The organism is Selenomonas sp. AB3002 (assembly GCF_000702545.1).
GTDB lineage: Bacteria > Bacillota > Negativicutes > Selenomonadales > Selenomonadaceae > Selenomonas_B > Selenomonas_B ruminantium_A.
Window position 1 is genome coordinate 147,064 of the sequence record NZ_JNIO01000008.1, and the last position, 17,235, is coordinate 164,298.

The following is a 17,235-nucleotide window of genomic DNA, read 5'->3' on the forward strand; positions in this document are numbered from 1 at the left end:
GGGGGATTTTTATGTTAAAAGGCAGGGATTTGCTCTCTATCCACGAACTTACAGTAGGGGAAGTGGAGGAGATACTGGCTCTGGCAGCAGAGCTTAAGGCCAAGCAGAAAGCCGGCATTGAGCATAAGCTGCTCTCTGGCAAGACTTTGGGCATGATTTTCGAGAAGTCCTCCACCCGCACCAGGGTTTCCTTTGAAACCGGCATGTATCAGCTGGGAGGACAGGCCCTGTTCCTGTCCAACCGCGACCTGCAGCTGGGCCGCGGCGAGCCCATCAAGGATACGGCCAGGGTGCTGTCCCGCTATCTGGACGGCATCATGATCCGCACCTACGGCCATGAGCGGGTAGTGGAGCTGGCAGAGTATGCAGATATCCCCGTCATCAATGCGCTGACGGATCTCCTGCACCCCTGCCAGGTGCTTACCGACCTGCTTACCATCAGGGAGCATAAGGGCAAGAACCTCAAGGGTCTGAAGATGGCCTATGTGGGTGATGGCAACAACATGACCAATTCCTACATGTACGGCTGTGCCAAGGCGGGCATGGAGTTCGTGGCGGCTACGCCTGAGAATTATCGCCCTGATGAGACGGTGACGAAGCAGGCCATGGAGGATGCCAAGGCTACGGGAGCTTCCATCAGCCTGGTGACTGATCCTGTAGAAGCTGTCAAGGGGGCCGACATCGTGGTGACCGACACCTGGGCCAGCATGGGACAGGAAGAGGAACATGATGAGCGCAAGAAAATCTTCGCTCCCTATCAGGTGAACAAAGAGCTCATGGCTCACGCTGACAAGCGGGCCATCGTCATGCACTGCCTGCCTGCATATCGCGGTGAGGAAATCACCGAGGAAGTGCTGGAGGCCAATGCAGATGTCATCTTTGATGAGGCAGAGAACCGCCTGCATACCCAGAAGGCCATCATGGCGCTCTTGATGGGCAACTGAATCAGGTTTCACTAAGATTTACATAGACATCATGATAAAAGGAGATGCTTACTATGGCAAAAGCAAAGGTTAGCAAAGTTGTTCTGGCATATTCCGGAGGACTGGACACTTCCGTCATCATTCCCTGGCTCAAGGAGAACTATGACGGCTGCGAAGTCATCGCCTGCTGCTGCGATATCGGACAGGGTGATGAGCTGGATGTGGTCCATGACAAGGCCCTGAAGTCCGGCGCTTCCAAGGTCTATGTGGAAGACCTCACCGAGGAGTTCCTGACTGATTACGTCTGGCCCACCCTGCAGGCCGGGGCTGTCTATGAGGGCAAGTACCTGCTTGGCACCTCCTTCGCCCGTCCCCTGATCGCCAAGTGGCTGGTGGATGTGGCCAAGAAGGAAGGCGCGGATGCCATTGCTCATGGCGCTACCGGCAAGGGCAACGACCAGGTGCGTTTCGAGCTGACCGTCAAGGCTCTGGCTCCCAACCTCACCATCATCGCTCCCTGGCGTGAGTGGGACCTTGATTCCCGCAGCGCTGAAATCGAGTATGCCAAGAAGCATGATATCCCCGTGGCTACGGAAAACAAGACCTACAGCATGGACCGCAATATCTGGCATCTCTCCCATGAGGGTTCTGACCTGGAGGATCCTGCCAACGAGCCCAAGAACAGCATGTTCCTTATTTCCAAAGCTCCTGAGGATGCTCCGGACAAGCCCGAGTATGTGAAGATCTGCTTCGAGAAGGGCAAGCCTGTAGCTGTCAACGGCGAGAAGCTGGGGGCCGTGGAGCTCCTCACCAAGCTCAACGAGATCGGCGCCCGCAACGGCGTGGGCATCGTGGATATCTGCGAGAACCGCCTGGTGGGCATGAAGTCCCGCGGCGTCTATGAGAATCCCGGCGGAGCCCTGCTTTACTACGCACATCGCGAGCTGGAGTACCTCTGCCTCGACCGTGCTACCTATCATTACAAAGAGGGCCTGGCTATCCGCTACGGCGAGCTGGTCTATGACGGCATGTGGTTCTGCCAGCTGCGTGAGGCCCTGGCTGCCTTCGTGGAGAGCACCCAGCAGACTGTCACCGGTACCGTGACCCTGAAGCTCTACAAGGGCAACATCATCTCCGCTGGCTCCACTTCTCCCTATTCCCTCTACAGCCAGGAGTTCGTCACCTTCGAGCATGACGATGTGTACGATCAGGCTGATGCTACGGGCTTCATCAACCTCTTTGGCCTGCCCTTGAAGGTCCGTGCCCTCATGCAGGAGAAGAATGAGAAATGAGCGAGGCCATGTGGGGAGGACGCTTCACCAAGACTGTTGATGAAATGGTCAATGAGTTCCAGGCGTCCATAAACTTTGACAAGCGCATGTATCATGAGGATATTGCAGGGTCTATCGCCCATGCCATCATGCTTTCCAAATGCGGGATCATCTCCGAGGATGACTGCGGGGCAATCCTGGCGGGGCTGAAGGACATCGAGGGGCAGATTGAGGCGGGGGAGTTTGACTTCTCCGTGGACCTTGAGGATATCCACATGAATATCGAAAAGCGGCTGACGGAAGCCATAGGAGAGGCAGGGGGGCGGCTCCATACCGCCCGCAGCCGCAATGACCAGGTGGCTTTGGACACTCACATGTATGTCCGCCGTGAGACCGTAGCCGTGCTGAGGGAGATCCTCAATCTGCAGGCCGCCCTGGTGGAGACAGCCAAGGCCAATCAGGATGTGATCATGCCCGGCTACACCCACCTGCAGCGGGCACAGCCCATCCTTTTTGCCCATCATCTGCTGGCCTACTTCGGCATGCTCTCCCGTGATTTCGCCCGCTTTGAGGGGGTCTACCAGAGGGCGGACATCATGCCTTTGGGAGCAGGCGCTTTGGCTGGCACCACCTTCCCCATTGACAGGGAACTGGTGGCCAGGCAGCTGAACTTCCAGCAGATTTACGGCAACAGCCTGGATGCAGTCAGCGACCGCGACTACATCATGGAATTCCTGTCTGCTGCCTCCATACTCATGGTGCACCTGTCCCGCCTGTCCGAGGAGACCATTCTCTGGTGCAGCCGTGAGTTCTCCTTTGTGGAGCTGGATGATGCCCATTGCACGGGCTCCTCCATGATGCCCCAGAAGAAAAATCCCGATGTGTCCGAATTGGTGCGGGGCAAGACCGGCAGGGTGGTGGGCCACCTCATGGCTATGCTGACTACGGTCAAGGGCCTGCCCCTGGCCTATAACAAGGATTTGCAGGAGGACAAGGAGGGCATCTTCGATGCCATCGACACGGTGAAGTTCAGCCTGGGTGTCTATGCCCAGCTGATCCGTGGCATGAAGGTGAAGAAAGAGGTCATGCGCAGAGCTGTGGCAGAGGACTTCTCCAATGCCACGGACCTGGCTGATTATCTGGTGAAGAAGGGCATGCCCTTCCGCCAGGCCCATGCCGTCTCCGGCACCGCTGTACACACCTGCCTGGAAAAGGGCTGCTACCTGCAGGATATGAGCCTGGAGGAGTACAAGAAGCTCTCTGAACTCTTCGAGGAGGATATCTACGAGGCCATCAGCCCCGAGACCTGTGTGGCAAACAGGAATTCCCTGGGTGGGACTTCCTACGCACAGGCAGCAAGGCAGCTGGCGGCAGCAGAGGAACTGCTGGCGGCAGAGAACAAGCTGCAGGAAGAACTGGCGCAGAAGCAGATTTAAGTCAATAACGCAAAGCAGGACACAGCCATTGGTGCAAGGCATGATGGCTGTGTCTTTTTTGTCTGCCCATGGAGAAAGAGGATTTTTCCTGAAGGGTGCAGAAATCTATATCAACTAAAGGGCCAGGACTGAAACGGAGGTGGAGTTTATGTCCATGGAATGGAGAATCTACGGCAGGTCCGTGGTGTTCGTGCTCATTACAGCAGTGCAGGAGCTTTATTACGGGGCAGAGGTGGTTGTGCAGTTCACAGCCAATAAAGGACTGTTTTGCGAGCTGAATCATCTGCCTGTGCCGCTTAACGAAGGAGTGGTGCGGGCCATTGAGATGAAGATGCGCCAGATTGTGGCAGAGGACAGGCCTTTGGTCAAGAAGTCCATGTTGCGGGAGGAGGCAGTGCAGCTTTTCAAGAGCAGCGGACAGATTGAAAAGGCGAACCTTATCAGCGCGCTGCCCAGGGAAATGGTGAGCATCTACAGCTGTGGCAATTACCATGACTACCTCTATGGGAAATTGCGTTCCTCTACCGGAGAGCTGGGGCATTTTGAGCTTGACTATGAGCCACCGGGGATTCTCCTGCGCATGCCCACCCAGTATACCTATGAAACTATGGAGATTCCCCGCCGGGTTTCCCAGCCCAAGTTCCATCAGATCTTGTCTGAGTCCAAAGAGTGGGCCAAAATCCTCCAGTGCCGCTATGTGGCGGATCTCAACCGGGCCAACAAACAGGGCAGGATGGGGGAGGTTATCCGCGTTTCTGAGGCGCTGCAGGAAAAGACCATTGCCAGGATTGCCGACCACATTGCCGAGCACAGGGGCAGGCTACGGCTGATACTCATAGCGGGGCCTTCGTCCTCAGGCAAGACCTCTTTTGCCCAGCGCCTGCGGGTGCAGCTGCTGGTGAACGGGCTGCGGCCTGTATCTATTTCGCTGGATGATTATTTCAAGAACCGTGTGGACACGCCCAAGAATGAGGCAGGAGAGTACGACTACGAATGCCTGGGAGCTCTAGACACGGAGCTTTTCAATGAGCAGATGGTATCCCTGCTGAAGGGAGAGGCTGTAGACCTGCCCCATTACAATTTCCTCACGGGCCTGAGCGAAAGGGGCGGGGGGCGGCATCTGCTGGTGGCTCATGACCAGCCCATCATCGTGGAGGGGATTCACGGCCTCAATGAAAAGCTCAGCGAACTGGTGCCCAGGGAACAAAAGTACAAAATCTATATCAGCGCCCTGACTCAGCTGAACATAGATGCCCACAACAGGATTCCCACCACCAGTGCCCGGCTCCTGCGCCGGCTGGTGCGTGACTACCAGTTCCGCGGCGCTCGTGCCCTCAAGACCCTGCATCAGTGGCCTGCTGTGCGGGAGGGGGAGGAAAAGTACATCTTCCCCTTCCAGGAGGAGGCAGACTTCATGTTCAACTCTGCCCTAATCTATGAGCTGGGCATCTTGAAGCATTACGCTGAACCTTTGCTGGAAAGTGTTTCTCCAGAGGTGCCCGAGTACGGAATGGCCCGGCGTTTGCTGGACTTCTGTCAGTATTTTGACCCCATAACTGTGGAGGACGAGGTACCAAATAATTCCATTCTGAGGGAGTTCATAGGAAAGTCGGTGTTCTTCAAATAGAGAGAGCCTGTTTGCGACCAGTACGGTTTTGCAAACAGGCTCTTTTTTTATGCGTTCATGGAACTTATTTTTCCAAATCATATCGTATCTATGCCCCTTTTTGGAAAGCATAGCATATATGTTCGTGAAGACAGCTCTGTGTGTCATAAAATTACATTGACTGAGTAAAAAATAATCACTATAATAAATATGTTGCTTAATAAATAAACAAAAAGCGTTGCAGGGAGTGGAGACATCAGGTGGGCAAATTGATACTTTACGGCAGAGGCCTCATAGCAGAGGAATACTGCAGATATCTGGAAGCTCAGGGCAGGGGTGAGGACATAGAAGCCTTTGCCGTCACGAAAATGAACGGTCAGGGAAATACATACTGCGGCCGCCCCTGCTTGGAGATAGAAGAAGCCATAAAGATATTCCCAAAAGCTGAGATACACCTGACCCTGCAGGAAAAGTATCACGAAGAAGTTATTGGCTTGCTGGCAGAATTGGGCAGAGAGCCAAAGGAAATCATCGGCCTCCACCGCATGACGCAGCTGCTGGGGGAGCAGGGCATTAAAGAAATCAGTGAGGCATGCTCCGACCTGATAGTAAATCGCAACCCCTACGACTACTCCATGCTGGAAATCTCCCCCAAGGAGCACCCGGAAGCCAGGTTTACTTTCTACCCCATGACCCAGGTGCCCCTGTCACAACCGGAGATCAGATACTTACACCAAACCGTAAGTAAATTTAGCAATGGTAGCGTAACAAGTAGTCCTTACCTCCACCGCGCGCGGGGAGCGCGAAGCGTGGAAGTCCAGTGGACTTCCCGTGGGTGGCAACCCGAAGGGCTGATGGAAGGGGGGCAGAGCCAACTCTATTTGGCAATGGCAACATCACTAAAAGATGCCAGAGTCAGCATGGAAAACCTGCCAGATTACGTCCATCCCGTCATGGGAGGCACAGCAGGTTATGATGGCCCCCGCACAGCAGAAATGGCGTATGACGATGAGGAATCCGACACCCTTTCCAGTTATAACAGCCTATATTCCGAACTGACAGTTGCCCACTGGCTATGGAAGAAAGCTCCCTGGGCCAAATATCTGGGACTTTGCCACTATCGGCGCCATTTTGTTCTGACAGAAGAAATAAAGAAGGCAATGGCCGAGGGAAAGGTGGATGTCTTGCTGACTACCCCAAGATTGACCTTTCCTACAGTTCATGCATATTTTGCAGGTCTCCCCGTTACGACCATGGACGAGCAGGATTACAGCCTCATGCTGAGATTGATTGAGCATGAAGATTCTGAGCTGGCAAATTTTTCCAAGGAATTCCTGGAAGGGCAGATTCATTACCCAAACAACATGGTTATCGCTAAGAGAGAGATTTACCTGGCCTATTGCCGCTTTATGTTCAAGGTGCTGCATGGCATGCAGGAGCATTACAAGAAGCATGGGATTGCTCGTCCCGACAGGTATTTGGGTTATGTAGGAGAGCTCTTGACCACGGTTTACTTTGCCTGGTATTGCGAAAAATACCGTGTCGCTTATATAGATTACAAGCTGCTAAGAGAAGTCTGAAGGAGAGGTCGTATGCCGGAAATATCCGTGATAGTGCCCCTTTACAATGCAAGGAAGTATCTGCAGGAGGCTATTGATAGCGTACTAGCTCAGACTTTTCAGGATTTCGAAATCATAGTGGTAGATGACTGCTCAACGGATGGCAGCTGGGAACTGGTAAACAGGCTTTATGGAGAAAATGATAAGGTCAGCCTGTATCGCCATGAAGGCAACAAGACCGCAGGTGGCGCCAGAAACACGGGCCTTGAGCACGCCAAGGGCAAATACATTGCTTTCTTGGACAGTGATGATCTCTATTTGCCAGAGTCATTGGAAATCATGCATAAGGCGGCCGAAAAGTACGGCGCGGAGGTAGTTCATTCCCCAGGTTGCCTGGTACCCCAGGGAGATCAGGAACAGGTAAGGACAACAGATGAATTCCGCACCATTCTCTTTGACGATATGCCAGCCTCAGAGAAGCCAGTGCTGATAAACGAAGATAAGGCCTATCGCGTGGAGCTTTGGGCCAGGCGGAAACTTTATGGCACCATCTGGAACAAGCTTTTCAGAAAGGATTTTCTGGACGAGCACCACATACGCTTTGAGGAAAATTTGGTGCCGGGGCAGGATGCCATCTTCCTGTTCCGTTGTGTCTTCTATGCCAGAGGCTACCTATGGATTCCGGACATCTTCTACATCTACCGCCGTCCTGTCACATCTGTGACCAGAAAAAAGCGGGATGCCAAATTTATCGCAATGCAGGCCAAAAATATTGCAGCGAAGATAAAGGCACTGGATACCTATATGGGTGACATCCCGTGGTTCAGTGACAAACCGGAAGTACAGGACAAAGTGCGGGAGTTTGCCATTATCGACACTGACCCCTCCTTCATTCAGCAAGGCTACCACAGCCAGGGCCTGCTGGAGGGTAGTGAGGAAGAAATCCGCCAAGCATTTAGGGATCTTTACGGAGAGCAAGGCTATTTCGCCTACTGGTATTTCCACCACTATCATCTGCTGAAAGCAGGAGCGGGAGCAACCAATGAGGGCCAGTCATACATCTTCCCCTATCATCTTTTCCAAGAGGGAGAGAGAACTGTCATCTACGGCGCCGGAGAGTCAGGTCAGTCTTTCTATCGACAACTGCAAAGGCAAAACTACCTCAAGCCCGTAGGTATAGTGGACAAAAGAGCCAAGGAACTTAAAACTCCGGACTTACCTGTGCAGCCTGTTGAAGACTTGAAAAAGATGGACTTCGATGCCATCCTGATTGCCGTCATCAATGAAAAAGCAGCCAAGGAAATCAAGGCTATGCTCATTCAAATGGGAATAGCGGAAAACAGGATTCGCTGGCAGGGCAATGCCTACACAACAGATGACTATTACAACAACTACTATTTTCCCTTACTGAGAGAAAACCATCAAGCAAGACAAAACTAAAAGCCTGCCCCGTGAAACGGGGAAGGGGGACCGGCGAAGCCGGTGGAAGGGGGGACTAGCCGTCACGCCCTCTCCTTAAAGGCAAAAAGGAGCAATACACCATGAAAATAGCAATCGCAGGCACAGGCTATGTCGGTTTCGTCACCGCTGTCTGCCTGGCCGAGCACGGCCACCAAGTCACCTGTGTGGATGTGGACAAGCAGAAAATCGATAGTCTGAACCGCTACGGCAAGGCCCTGATCTACGAAAAAGACCTGGATGCCCTGATGGAAAAGAACAAGGAGCGCCTGACCTACACCACGGATTATGCCAGTGCCTACAAGGATGCAGAAATCATCTTCATCGGCGTGGGCACCCCGGAGAAGCGGGATGGATCTGCCAATCTGAACTACGTCTACGCCGTGGCCATGCAGATAGCGGAGACCGCAGAGCGGGAGTGCGTAGTGGTAGTGAAATCCACCGTCCCCATTGGCACCAATGAACGAATCGAAAAGCTAATCAAAGAGCATAGAGCAGAGGGGGTAGCCCCCCTCCATGTGGCCTCCAATCCGGAGTTTTTGTCGCAGGGTACGGCGGTGCACGATACTCTCCATGCCTCACGCATCGTCATGGGGGTGGAGGATGAATACTCCAAAGCAAAGCTCACGGAACTCTACAAGGACTTTGCCGCACCGAAGATTATTACCAATCGTCGCAGTGCGGAGATGATCAAGTATGCTTCCAATGATTTCCTGGCGCTCAAGATAAGCTACATCAACGAAATCGCTAACCTTTGCGAGGAAATCGGGGCAGATATAGAGGATGTAGCCAAAGGCATGGGCTACGACAAGCGCATTGGCAGCAAGTTCCTGCGTGCTGGCATCGGCTACGGCGGTTCCTGCTTCCCCAAGGACACCAAGGCCCTGCACTGGCTGTCTGACTACCATGAGCAGGAGCTGAAGACTGTCAAGGCGGCCATTGAGGTCAATGACCATCAGAAGCTGAAGTTGATAAGGAAGGCCCATAAGTATTATGAGGATCTGGAAGGTGTCACCGTGGCTGTGCTGGGGTTGACCTTTAAGCCTGGCACAGATGATTTGAGAGAGGCCCCGTCTCTCACCAATGTACCCATGCTGCTGGAGGAAGGGGCTATAGTGAGGGTTTATGACCCCATCGGCATGGAGCGGTTCAAGGAACTTTATCCTACACAGGTGAAGTATTGCAAGAGTGTGGAGGAGGCTTTGCAGGGAGCAGAGCTTTGCCTTATTTTGACAGATTGGCCGAAGATAAAGGAACTGCCCCTGCAGCGCTATGCAGAGCTTATGGCACGTCCGGTTATACTTGATGGTCGGAATTGCTATGAGCTGGCTGAAGCCAGAGAGGCAGGAGTGGCTTATGATTCTATGGGGCGGAGCGCAATAAATCCCGCAGATTTCTAAGGGAGTAGTTTTGGCAAACAAGGGAAATTCATTTGCTGGGTTTGAGAGGAGAAAACAAGTGGATATTTTAGTATCTGTTGTCATGCCGGTTTATAACGAAGAAAACTATTTGAGGGAATGTCTGGACGGACTGGTGGGCCAGACTTTGAAGGATATTGAGGTCATCTGTGTGGATGATGGTTCTACGGACAGTTCCGTGGCCATTTTGCAGGAATACGCTGCCCGCGACAGGCGTTTTAAGATTTTGCAGCAGGAAAATCAGGGCGCAGGCATAGCCAGAAATCTTGGCCTTAGCAAGGCAGCAGGCCGCTATGTGATATTCCTGGACAGCGATGATATCTTCGAGCCGGACATGCTGGAAAAAATGTATCAGGCGGCAGAGTCTGAGCGGGCTGATGTGCTGGTCTGCCGTTGCGACCGCTATGATGATGCTACCGGCGAATACACGCCCTACCCCTGGAGCATCAGAGAGAATCTTCTGCCTACAGCCAAGTCGTTTCCCTCTGCCGCCATTGGCAGGGACTTCTTCAAAGCCTTTATCTGGTGGCCTTGGGACAAGCTTTATCGTCGCTCTTTTGTGCAAGGTTTAGGCATTGGCTTTCAGGGACTTCGTACAACCAATGATCTCTTCTTTGTGGCAGCTTCTATGCTGAAGGCTGGTTGTATCTCCTATGTGGGCAATGTACTGGTGCATCACAGGGTGAACATGGGTGGCTCGCTGTCCGTGACCAGAGAAAAATCCTGGGACTGCTTCTACAAGGCGCTGAAAGCCGTGCGAGATTTCATGGAGAAGGAAAATCTGTTTGCAGTCAGGGAGCAGGATTTTGTCAATTACTGTGTCCATTTCTGTCTGTGGCAGCTGGAAAACATGAAGGGAGAAAGCAGGCGACAGCTGGCGGTCCATCTGTATAATAAAGGCTGGCAGGAATTGGGGATAGCCGGGAAAAACAGAACATATTTCTATCATCCCGGGGAATACGACAAGCTTCGCGGCCTGATCCGTACAGAAGCCAGAGATCTCATCGAGGCACAGGAAATGCACAGTGATTTCCCCATCAAGGTTTCGTTGATATTGCCCTCTTTGAACGTCCATGAATACATGGCAGAGTGCCTGGAAAGCGCTGTGAATCAGACTTTGCAGGATATCGAGATCATCTGCGTGGATGCCGGCTCTACAGATGGCACTTTGGAAATCATTCAGGACTATATGAGCCGTGACAGTCGTGTGAAGCTTATCAAGTCTGACAAAAAGAGTTATGGCTATCAGATGAATATAGCCATTGACAGTGCTCAGGGCGAGTACATCGGCATTTTGGAGACAGATGATTTCGCACCTGCAGAAATGTATGAGGAGCTTTACAATACCGCCATACAAAACGAGGCTGAGCTTGTAAAAGCCAGTTTCTATCGTTTTACCAGGGACAGCGAGGGAAATCTGCACAAGACCCTGTTCCATATCACCAAGGGGGACAAGAGTTATTGCGGTCGTGTGATAGATGCAGCCAAGGAAAAGAAATGCTTTACCTTCGAGATGAACACTTGGAGCGGTATCTATCTGAGAAGCTTCTTGGAAAATAACCATATCCGTCACAACGAGACCCCCGGGGCCTCTTTCCAGGACAATGGTTTCTGGTTCCAGACTATAATGCATGCCCGCAGGGCTTACTTTGTGGATAAGGCTTACTATATGAACCGCAGGGACAATCCAAATTCTTCGGTGTACAATGCAAGCAAGGTTTATTGCATATGTGATGAATATGACTACTTGGGCGAGTTGCTGTCCAAGGATGCTCTGCTTTTCGATGAGTTCAAGGGAGTATACGCTTGTGCGGCATTCCGCAACTATCGCTGGACTCTCGACCGCATTCCGATGAAGGATAAAGCTGTCTTCTATGAGCGCCTGAAAGCTCTTTGCCAGGAATTTACCCGGCGCAGGCTGGTGGACTATGAATTTCTCTTTGAGCAGAGTGAAATGCTGGCTATGGATTTCTATGCTATTGTCCATGAACCGGAGAAGTTTTTTGAACGTCTTTTTGGCATGAGGCGGGATGTCATAACTGCTGTGGCAGAGGCTGATAAAATCCTCATCTATGGCGCTGGCCTGATGGGCAAGTCCTGCTATGAAGATTTGGTCAAAGAGGGGTTGCAGGAGAAAATCATAGGTTTTGCTGTGACCGGAGCACCGGAGCTTGACAGCTTTAAGGATGTTCCTGTCAGGAGCCTGGAAGACTGGGCAGGAGAGGAAGATGCAGAAGTCATCATCGCCGTGAAGCCTGCCTATAAAAACGATGTGTACAAAAACTTGGTCTGCCACGGTTTCAACAAGAATCACCCTTATCCGGATGGTTCGTTTATCCGTTTGACGGAATTTGAGTTCTACAAAGACACCTTTAATGGCAATCTCAAGCAGAACTATGTCTTCCCCTTTGGTTGTGTCAAAAAGGGCAGCCGGGTGGTGCTTTATGGTGCTCATGAAGTAGGGCAGTCCTACTATAAACAGCTGGAGATTACAGGCTATGCACAGGTAGTGCAGTGGCTGGATGACAAGTATGAGCGTCACCTGAAGATGGGCATGCCTGTATCGGCACCGGATCAGCTGGGCAAGGTGGATTTTGATGCGGTAGTCATTGCTATGGGAAATCAGAAAAATGTGCGCGAAATAGGGTTGAAGATGCTGTCTAATGGCGTGCCTCTGGAAAAGATTGTCTGGATGGACAAGAAAAATAATACATGGCTTGAGACGTATAAGAAAGGTATTCTTTCAAAGTCAAAAAATAATCTGCGTAAGTGTATGGATGACATGAAGCAGAAGATGGAGAAGAAGCTTAAAGAGTTAAATACTCTCAGTAAGAAGATGGATTATGCTGAGTCATTGGTTTTGCCACAGCTTACTGTAGCTCTGGAAGAAAATGGTAAGGCTCTGCCCATCTTGGCTATAATAGAAAATCTTGGCAAGGTGTTTTCTCAGGCAGATTGTGTGGTGAAACTGCAACTGCTATCGCGAGATATTTTTGCCTGCGCTTGCCTAGAAGAACTTTTAAGAACTGTGCTTTTAGATGAAAAGATATTGGAGATTGAGCTTTTGAACTGTGGAAAAACCATGCCAGGGTTAAAAGTTATGAGCTTGTTGCAGGCTAATGATGTTTCTGTCAGTTTGATTCATGTTGAGGGTGAAGTATATCATCGCGATTTATTTGAAGTCCTGAAGGACAATAATATTGCGGTCAAGTGTGTTTTCCCGGATATCCGCGTGGAAGAAGCTGCTACTAGAAATAGCTTGAATAGCTTAGTTTTGACGGGAGATAAGCTCTATCGTGTCCCTGAAGCTGAAATTGGTAAAATAGCTTTTGACAGTGTCGATGATTATTTTATAGGCAGTCTTGAAGGTTCTTTGAAAGCTAAGCTTATGGAGGCCGTGGAGCTGAGTCATGTAGGAACTGTTTAAAAGTGCATATATAGGCCGCATTTAAGAAAATAATGGAAAAGATATTATGATCAATAGATTATGAAATTGCGTAGATGAAATATATGTTGTGGGAAAGGAAAGAAAAATGTTTGATGTAAATAATCAAATTGATGAGATAATACATGTAGCTTTTATATTAGACGAAAATTATATTACGCCAGCTTCCACCAGTATTTTTTCTCTGATAAAAAATAAGGAAACAAATACTAAGCTTGCTGTGCATTTGATTATGGATGATGTTGAGTCATCTTTGGCTGATAGATTGAAATGCTTTGAGGCAGATGATGTGTCCATAGATATTATATGCACTTCAGCGGAACTTTATAGAGACCTGCATAAATTCAATCCTCATAGCTATTGTGTTGCTTCCACTGCTGCGTTGTTAAAATTTTCACTTCCCCAACTCCTCAGTTCCTTGGATAAGGTGATATACCTTGATGGTGATTTGATTGTTCGTCATGACCTTAGAGAACTGTGGGACATTGAGTTGGACGATTGTTATGTTGCGGCAGCTATCGACAGCGGTACAATGTATTCCAAGAATCGATTCCATAAGATGGTTCAGGGTTATTTCAATTCTGGCGTTATGCTTTTGAACTTAGCTAAGATGAGGAATGATTCTTGCACTGAAAAATTGCTAGCTACAAAAAAACGACAAAAAGATAGCAATTTGATGGATCAAAATATATTCAATATTGTATTTGATGGCCATGTAAGATATGTTTCTTTGTTACATAATTTTCTTTATGTTAATTTGGTACGCGCTAAAGAAAAATATAGCATAGAGCAGTTGAATGTTTTGTATGGAACAAAGTTTTCAAATCTCGATGAGGTTTATCAATCTGCGTTTATAGTACATTATTCTTCTAAGGATAAACCTTGGAAATTTTCTGAGGTTCCTGGAGGAGATGAATGGCGAAAGATGTTCTATGAAATGCTGCTTGAACATCCGGAACTGCTGTATCTTAGTTCTGGCCTTGCAAAGAATGGATTGGGAAGAATTAGAAAATCAATTTCTGCAGGTGAGAGGAACTCATCCTTACCACTGAATATGGAACAGAACAGACCGTGGATAACTGTGGTAATGAGATTATCTCATGATATAGACCTGTTAGAGAAAAGCTTGGCCGCTCTTAGGGGGCAGACCTGGAAATCCTATGAGGTGCTTATCATTGCAGATGAGGTAATGGAAGCAGAAAAGGATATCCTTGAAAAATACCTGTATTCAGATGATATAGTTGTGCTTCTGAAACAGGGGAAAGATTGGGCAGAAAACGCAAAATACCAAGGAACTTGTGCTGCCAGAGGTGACTATGTATTGTTCCTGGATAGTCGCTGCATTGCCGATCGTTCTTTATTGAAGAATCTTTATGTGCGGGCAGAGATGACTCAGGCAGATATTGTGGCAGCTAATTATTATGAAGTGGATAACGAGGGGATAAAGAGAAGAGAGAATGGCTTTCATTTGAATTGGCTGACGGATGAAGCAGATAATGATTTGTTTGATTATCAGGACTGTCCAGATCGAATCATGAGTATGTTTCCTGCAATACCAGGTCCGAGATTGTATCGCAAGGATTTTCTTTTGAAGGAAGAATTAAAACTCAAAGAAAAACCCATGAATGATGATATGGTATTTTCTGCCTTGACTGCCATCATGGCAGATGGTATAACCTGCTTAAAGGAATCATTGGTGGAATATCATCGTCCAGAGCAGGAAATGTCATTGAAAGACATAGTAGATCAGATATCAGGCGCTACAAGCTATGCAATGAAAACATCTCGTCAGGATTCCATAAGGAACAGCATATGCCGTTTTGCTATTACAAACTATATGGATGTATTATGGAAACATATTAGAGATTTTCGGCATAAAACTGGTGCAGAAGCTGAGGCTGTGAGAGAGTATTATAAGTTCCTGCACAACGTTTTTGGCAGCGAGATATATGCAACTTTGGATGTAGAATCACTGCACAGCGAGGAATTGTATCGTGATTTATGCATAGTTCGGAGACTGGATTGTGGGCAGATAGAGGTGTTGGTAGAGCGTGAGTTCATTGTTTCTATGACATCATATCCAGCAAGAATTGGCTGTGTGTCAGCTGTTGTTGATTCTCTTATGAAGCAGAAAATTTCTGCAGACAGGATAGAGTTGTGGTTGAGCAGAGATGAATTCCCTGAGGAAGATGAAAGCCTTCCGGAGGAACTAAAGGAATATCAGAAGGAAGGTATTATAGATATTTGCTGGTGTGATGGAAATCTGAAACCACATAAAAAATATTATTATGCTATGCAGAAGCATCCTGAGGCTGTGATTGTGACCGTTGACGATGATTTGAAATATCCACGAGAAACGCTTAGGTCTTTGTATAGATCTTATCTGGAATTCCCAGAGGCTGTGTCAGCAACGCGGACTCACCTTATCATGATGAATGAAGAAAAGAATGAAATCCTGCCTTATCAAATGTGGCTTCATGAGCAGGAGGTAGTTAAAGGGGTCCCCACCCACGCCCTATTGGCAACAGGGGGAGCTGGAGCATTATATCCGCCACACTTATTGAGCACCTCAGATATGTTCGAGGAATCGAACATTGAAGTTACAGCATTGCATGCGGATGACCTTTGGCTCAAGGCTATGGAGATACTTTCAGGAGTGAAGGTTGTTCAAGCGGATAAGTTCAGGGAGCTTTCTTATGTGGAAAATTCCCAGGAAAATGCATTGTGGCGCACAAATGTAAAGGAAGATGGCAATGATGTACAGTTAAGAAAAATTATTGACTACGTTATAGAGAGCAGGGGATATGATTGTGTATCTGCCACTTTAAGTGAAGCGTGGGCATCACTTCCTTCAGAGCGTATAGAGGTGATGCTGGACTATTTCAAAAACAAGAAAAGCTGGCTGTGGTCAAAAATAAGAAGTGCAAGACGGGATGGAGTATCTCAGGTGCAAGCAAAGCTAAAAAAAACCTATGATGAAAAATCGAGATTGAATGCAAAACTTCAACAGGCATATGCAGAGAAATCGGAGATTAATGCAAAGCTTCAACAGACATATGCAGAGAAATCGGAGATTAATGCAAAGCTTCAACAGACATATGCAGAGAAATCGGAGATTAATGCAAAGTTGCAGCAGACATATGCGGAGAAATCGGAGATAAATGCCAAACTAAAACAGACGTATGAGGAGAAATCTGAACTTAATGCAAAGTTGCAGCAGACATATGCAGAGAAATCTGAAATCAATGCAAAGCTGAAACAGACATATCAAGAAAAGGCAGAGCGTGGCTTAGAAATAAAAGAATTACAGTCCAGATTAAATGTATATGAACCCTGGCGGAAATTAATTGACACCAATAGTGATACTTTTATTGAGCTGCTAAAAAAATGCTCATCTGTTGTCTTGTTCGGATGTGGCGATTTTGGCAAGAAACTTTGTGGAAAGATAAAAAAAATCCTTCCAGCTGACAATCTGATTTTATGTGATAATAGTGAGTCTTTGCAGGGGACAATGGTAGAAGGCAAGATTGTGAAGTCTTTGCCTGAGGTGCTTGGTGCTGTGGCTGAAAATAGTATCTATCTTGTAGCAACCACGAAGTATGCTGCTGAGATATATGCACAACTTCTTTCCTGCAATGTAAACAAGGAAAAAATAATAGTAGTAGACCAGAAGATATTTGATGGTCTTGAAGTAAAATGAAATAGTTAGGGGATACTCAGTGATTAAAGAGAATTTGAGTGCGCTAGGGATATTCGCTAAACTTGAATTGAAATACTATCGCACATCAAATTCTAATAATTAATGCAAGATCTTACATTTTGGGAAAGGAAAAGGAGTGTTTCTGATAGCGATATATTTCAGATATGAGTGTATGTAGCTCGAAATTTAATTTTTTGTTTACCCAAGTTGACTACAAAAAAATCAACTTATCCGAAGGTTATTCTGATAGGATGGTGTAATGGAATTGTGAGAAGAATCTTTTGAGTCGGTTCGAAAAGCAACCTACAGATTTTTTTTGTGATGAATTTGAATGATGAACAATTCTGGATACTGAGATAGGTGATACTCATTTGCAACATTATTTTGCCATAAATTTTGGGGGAACATTGAATAGTGTG

Annotated in this window: 9 protein-coding genes; all 9 read left to right on the forward strand. The window is 48.3% G+C overall.

The genetic code is table 11. The annotated features are described in order from the left end of the window. The first annotated feature begins 11 nt into the window (after positions 1 to 11). The 9 genes from argF (at position 12) to P159_RS19350 (ending at position 16,816) form a co-directional block, all read left to right on the forward strand. Positions 12 to 944: an ornithine carbamoyltransferase gene (gene argF / locus P159_RS0108200; RefSeq protein WP_029543096.1), complete on the forward strand. Its 933-nt coding sequence runs from the start codon at positions 12 to 14 to the stop codon at positions 942 to 944. 53 nt (positions 945 to 997) lie between these two features. Further along, on the forward strand, positions 998 to 2,215 hold the full coding sequence (locus P159_RS0108205; RefSeq protein ID WP_029543098.1) for an argininosuccinate synthase: 1,218 nt from the start codon (positions 998 to 1,000) through the stop codon (positions 2,213 to 2,215). Continuing rightward, positions 2,212 to 3,630 carry an argininosuccinate lyase gene (argH, locus tag P159_RS0108210; RefSeq protein ID WP_029543100.1) on the forward strand — a complete coding sequence of 473 codons (1,419 nt, stop codon included), beginning with the start codon at positions 2,212 to 2,214 and terminating at the stop codon, positions 3,628 to 3,630. The genes P159_RS0108205 and argH overlap by 4 nt, the downstream gene beginning before the upstream one ends. Before the next feature lie 148 nt (positions 3,631 to 3,778). Continuing rightward, complete coding sequence (locus tag P159_RS0108220; protein ID WP_051650242.1) at positions 3,779 to 5,257, forward strand: nucleoside kinase; 1,479 nt, start codon at positions 3,779 to 3,781, stop codon at positions 5,255 to 5,257. Between the two features lie 239 nt (positions 5,258 to 5,496). Next, positions 5,497 to 6,816, forward strand: a complete 1,320-nt coding sequence (locus P159_RS0108225) for a DUF4422 domain-containing protein (protein ID WP_029543104.1) — start codon at positions 5,497 to 5,499, stop codon at positions 6,814 to 6,816. Positions 6,817 to 6,828: 12 nt separating this feature from the next. Beyond that, a complete protein-coding gene (locus P159_RS19340; protein ID WP_029543106.1) occupies positions 6,829 to 8,235 on the forward strand; it encodes a glycosyltransferase family 2 protein in 1,407 nt (468 codons plus the stop codon). Between the two features lie 101 nt (positions 8,236 to 8,336). After that, positions 8,337 to 9,653 (forward strand): UDP-glucose/GDP-mannose dehydrogenase family protein, encoded by a 1,317-nt coding sequence (locus P159_RS0108235; RefSeq protein ID WP_029543108.1) that lies wholly within the window; start codon positions 8,337 to 8,339, stop codon positions 9,651 to 9,653. A gap of 58 nt (positions 9,654 to 9,711) precedes the next feature. Then, positions 9,712 to 13,098 (forward strand): glycosyltransferase family 2 protein, encoded by a 3,387-nt coding sequence (locus P159_RS19345; protein ID WP_185753675.1) that lies wholly within the window; start codon positions 9,712 to 9,714, stop codon positions 13,096 to 13,098. 106 nt (positions 13,099 to 13,204) lie between these two features. After that, on the forward strand, positions 13,205 to 16,816 hold the full coding sequence (locus tag P159_RS19350) for a glycosyltransferase (protein WP_051650244.1): 3,612 nt from the start codon (positions 13,205 to 13,207) through the stop codon (positions 16,814 to 16,816). Positions 16,817 to 17,235 lie beyond the last annotated feature (419 nt).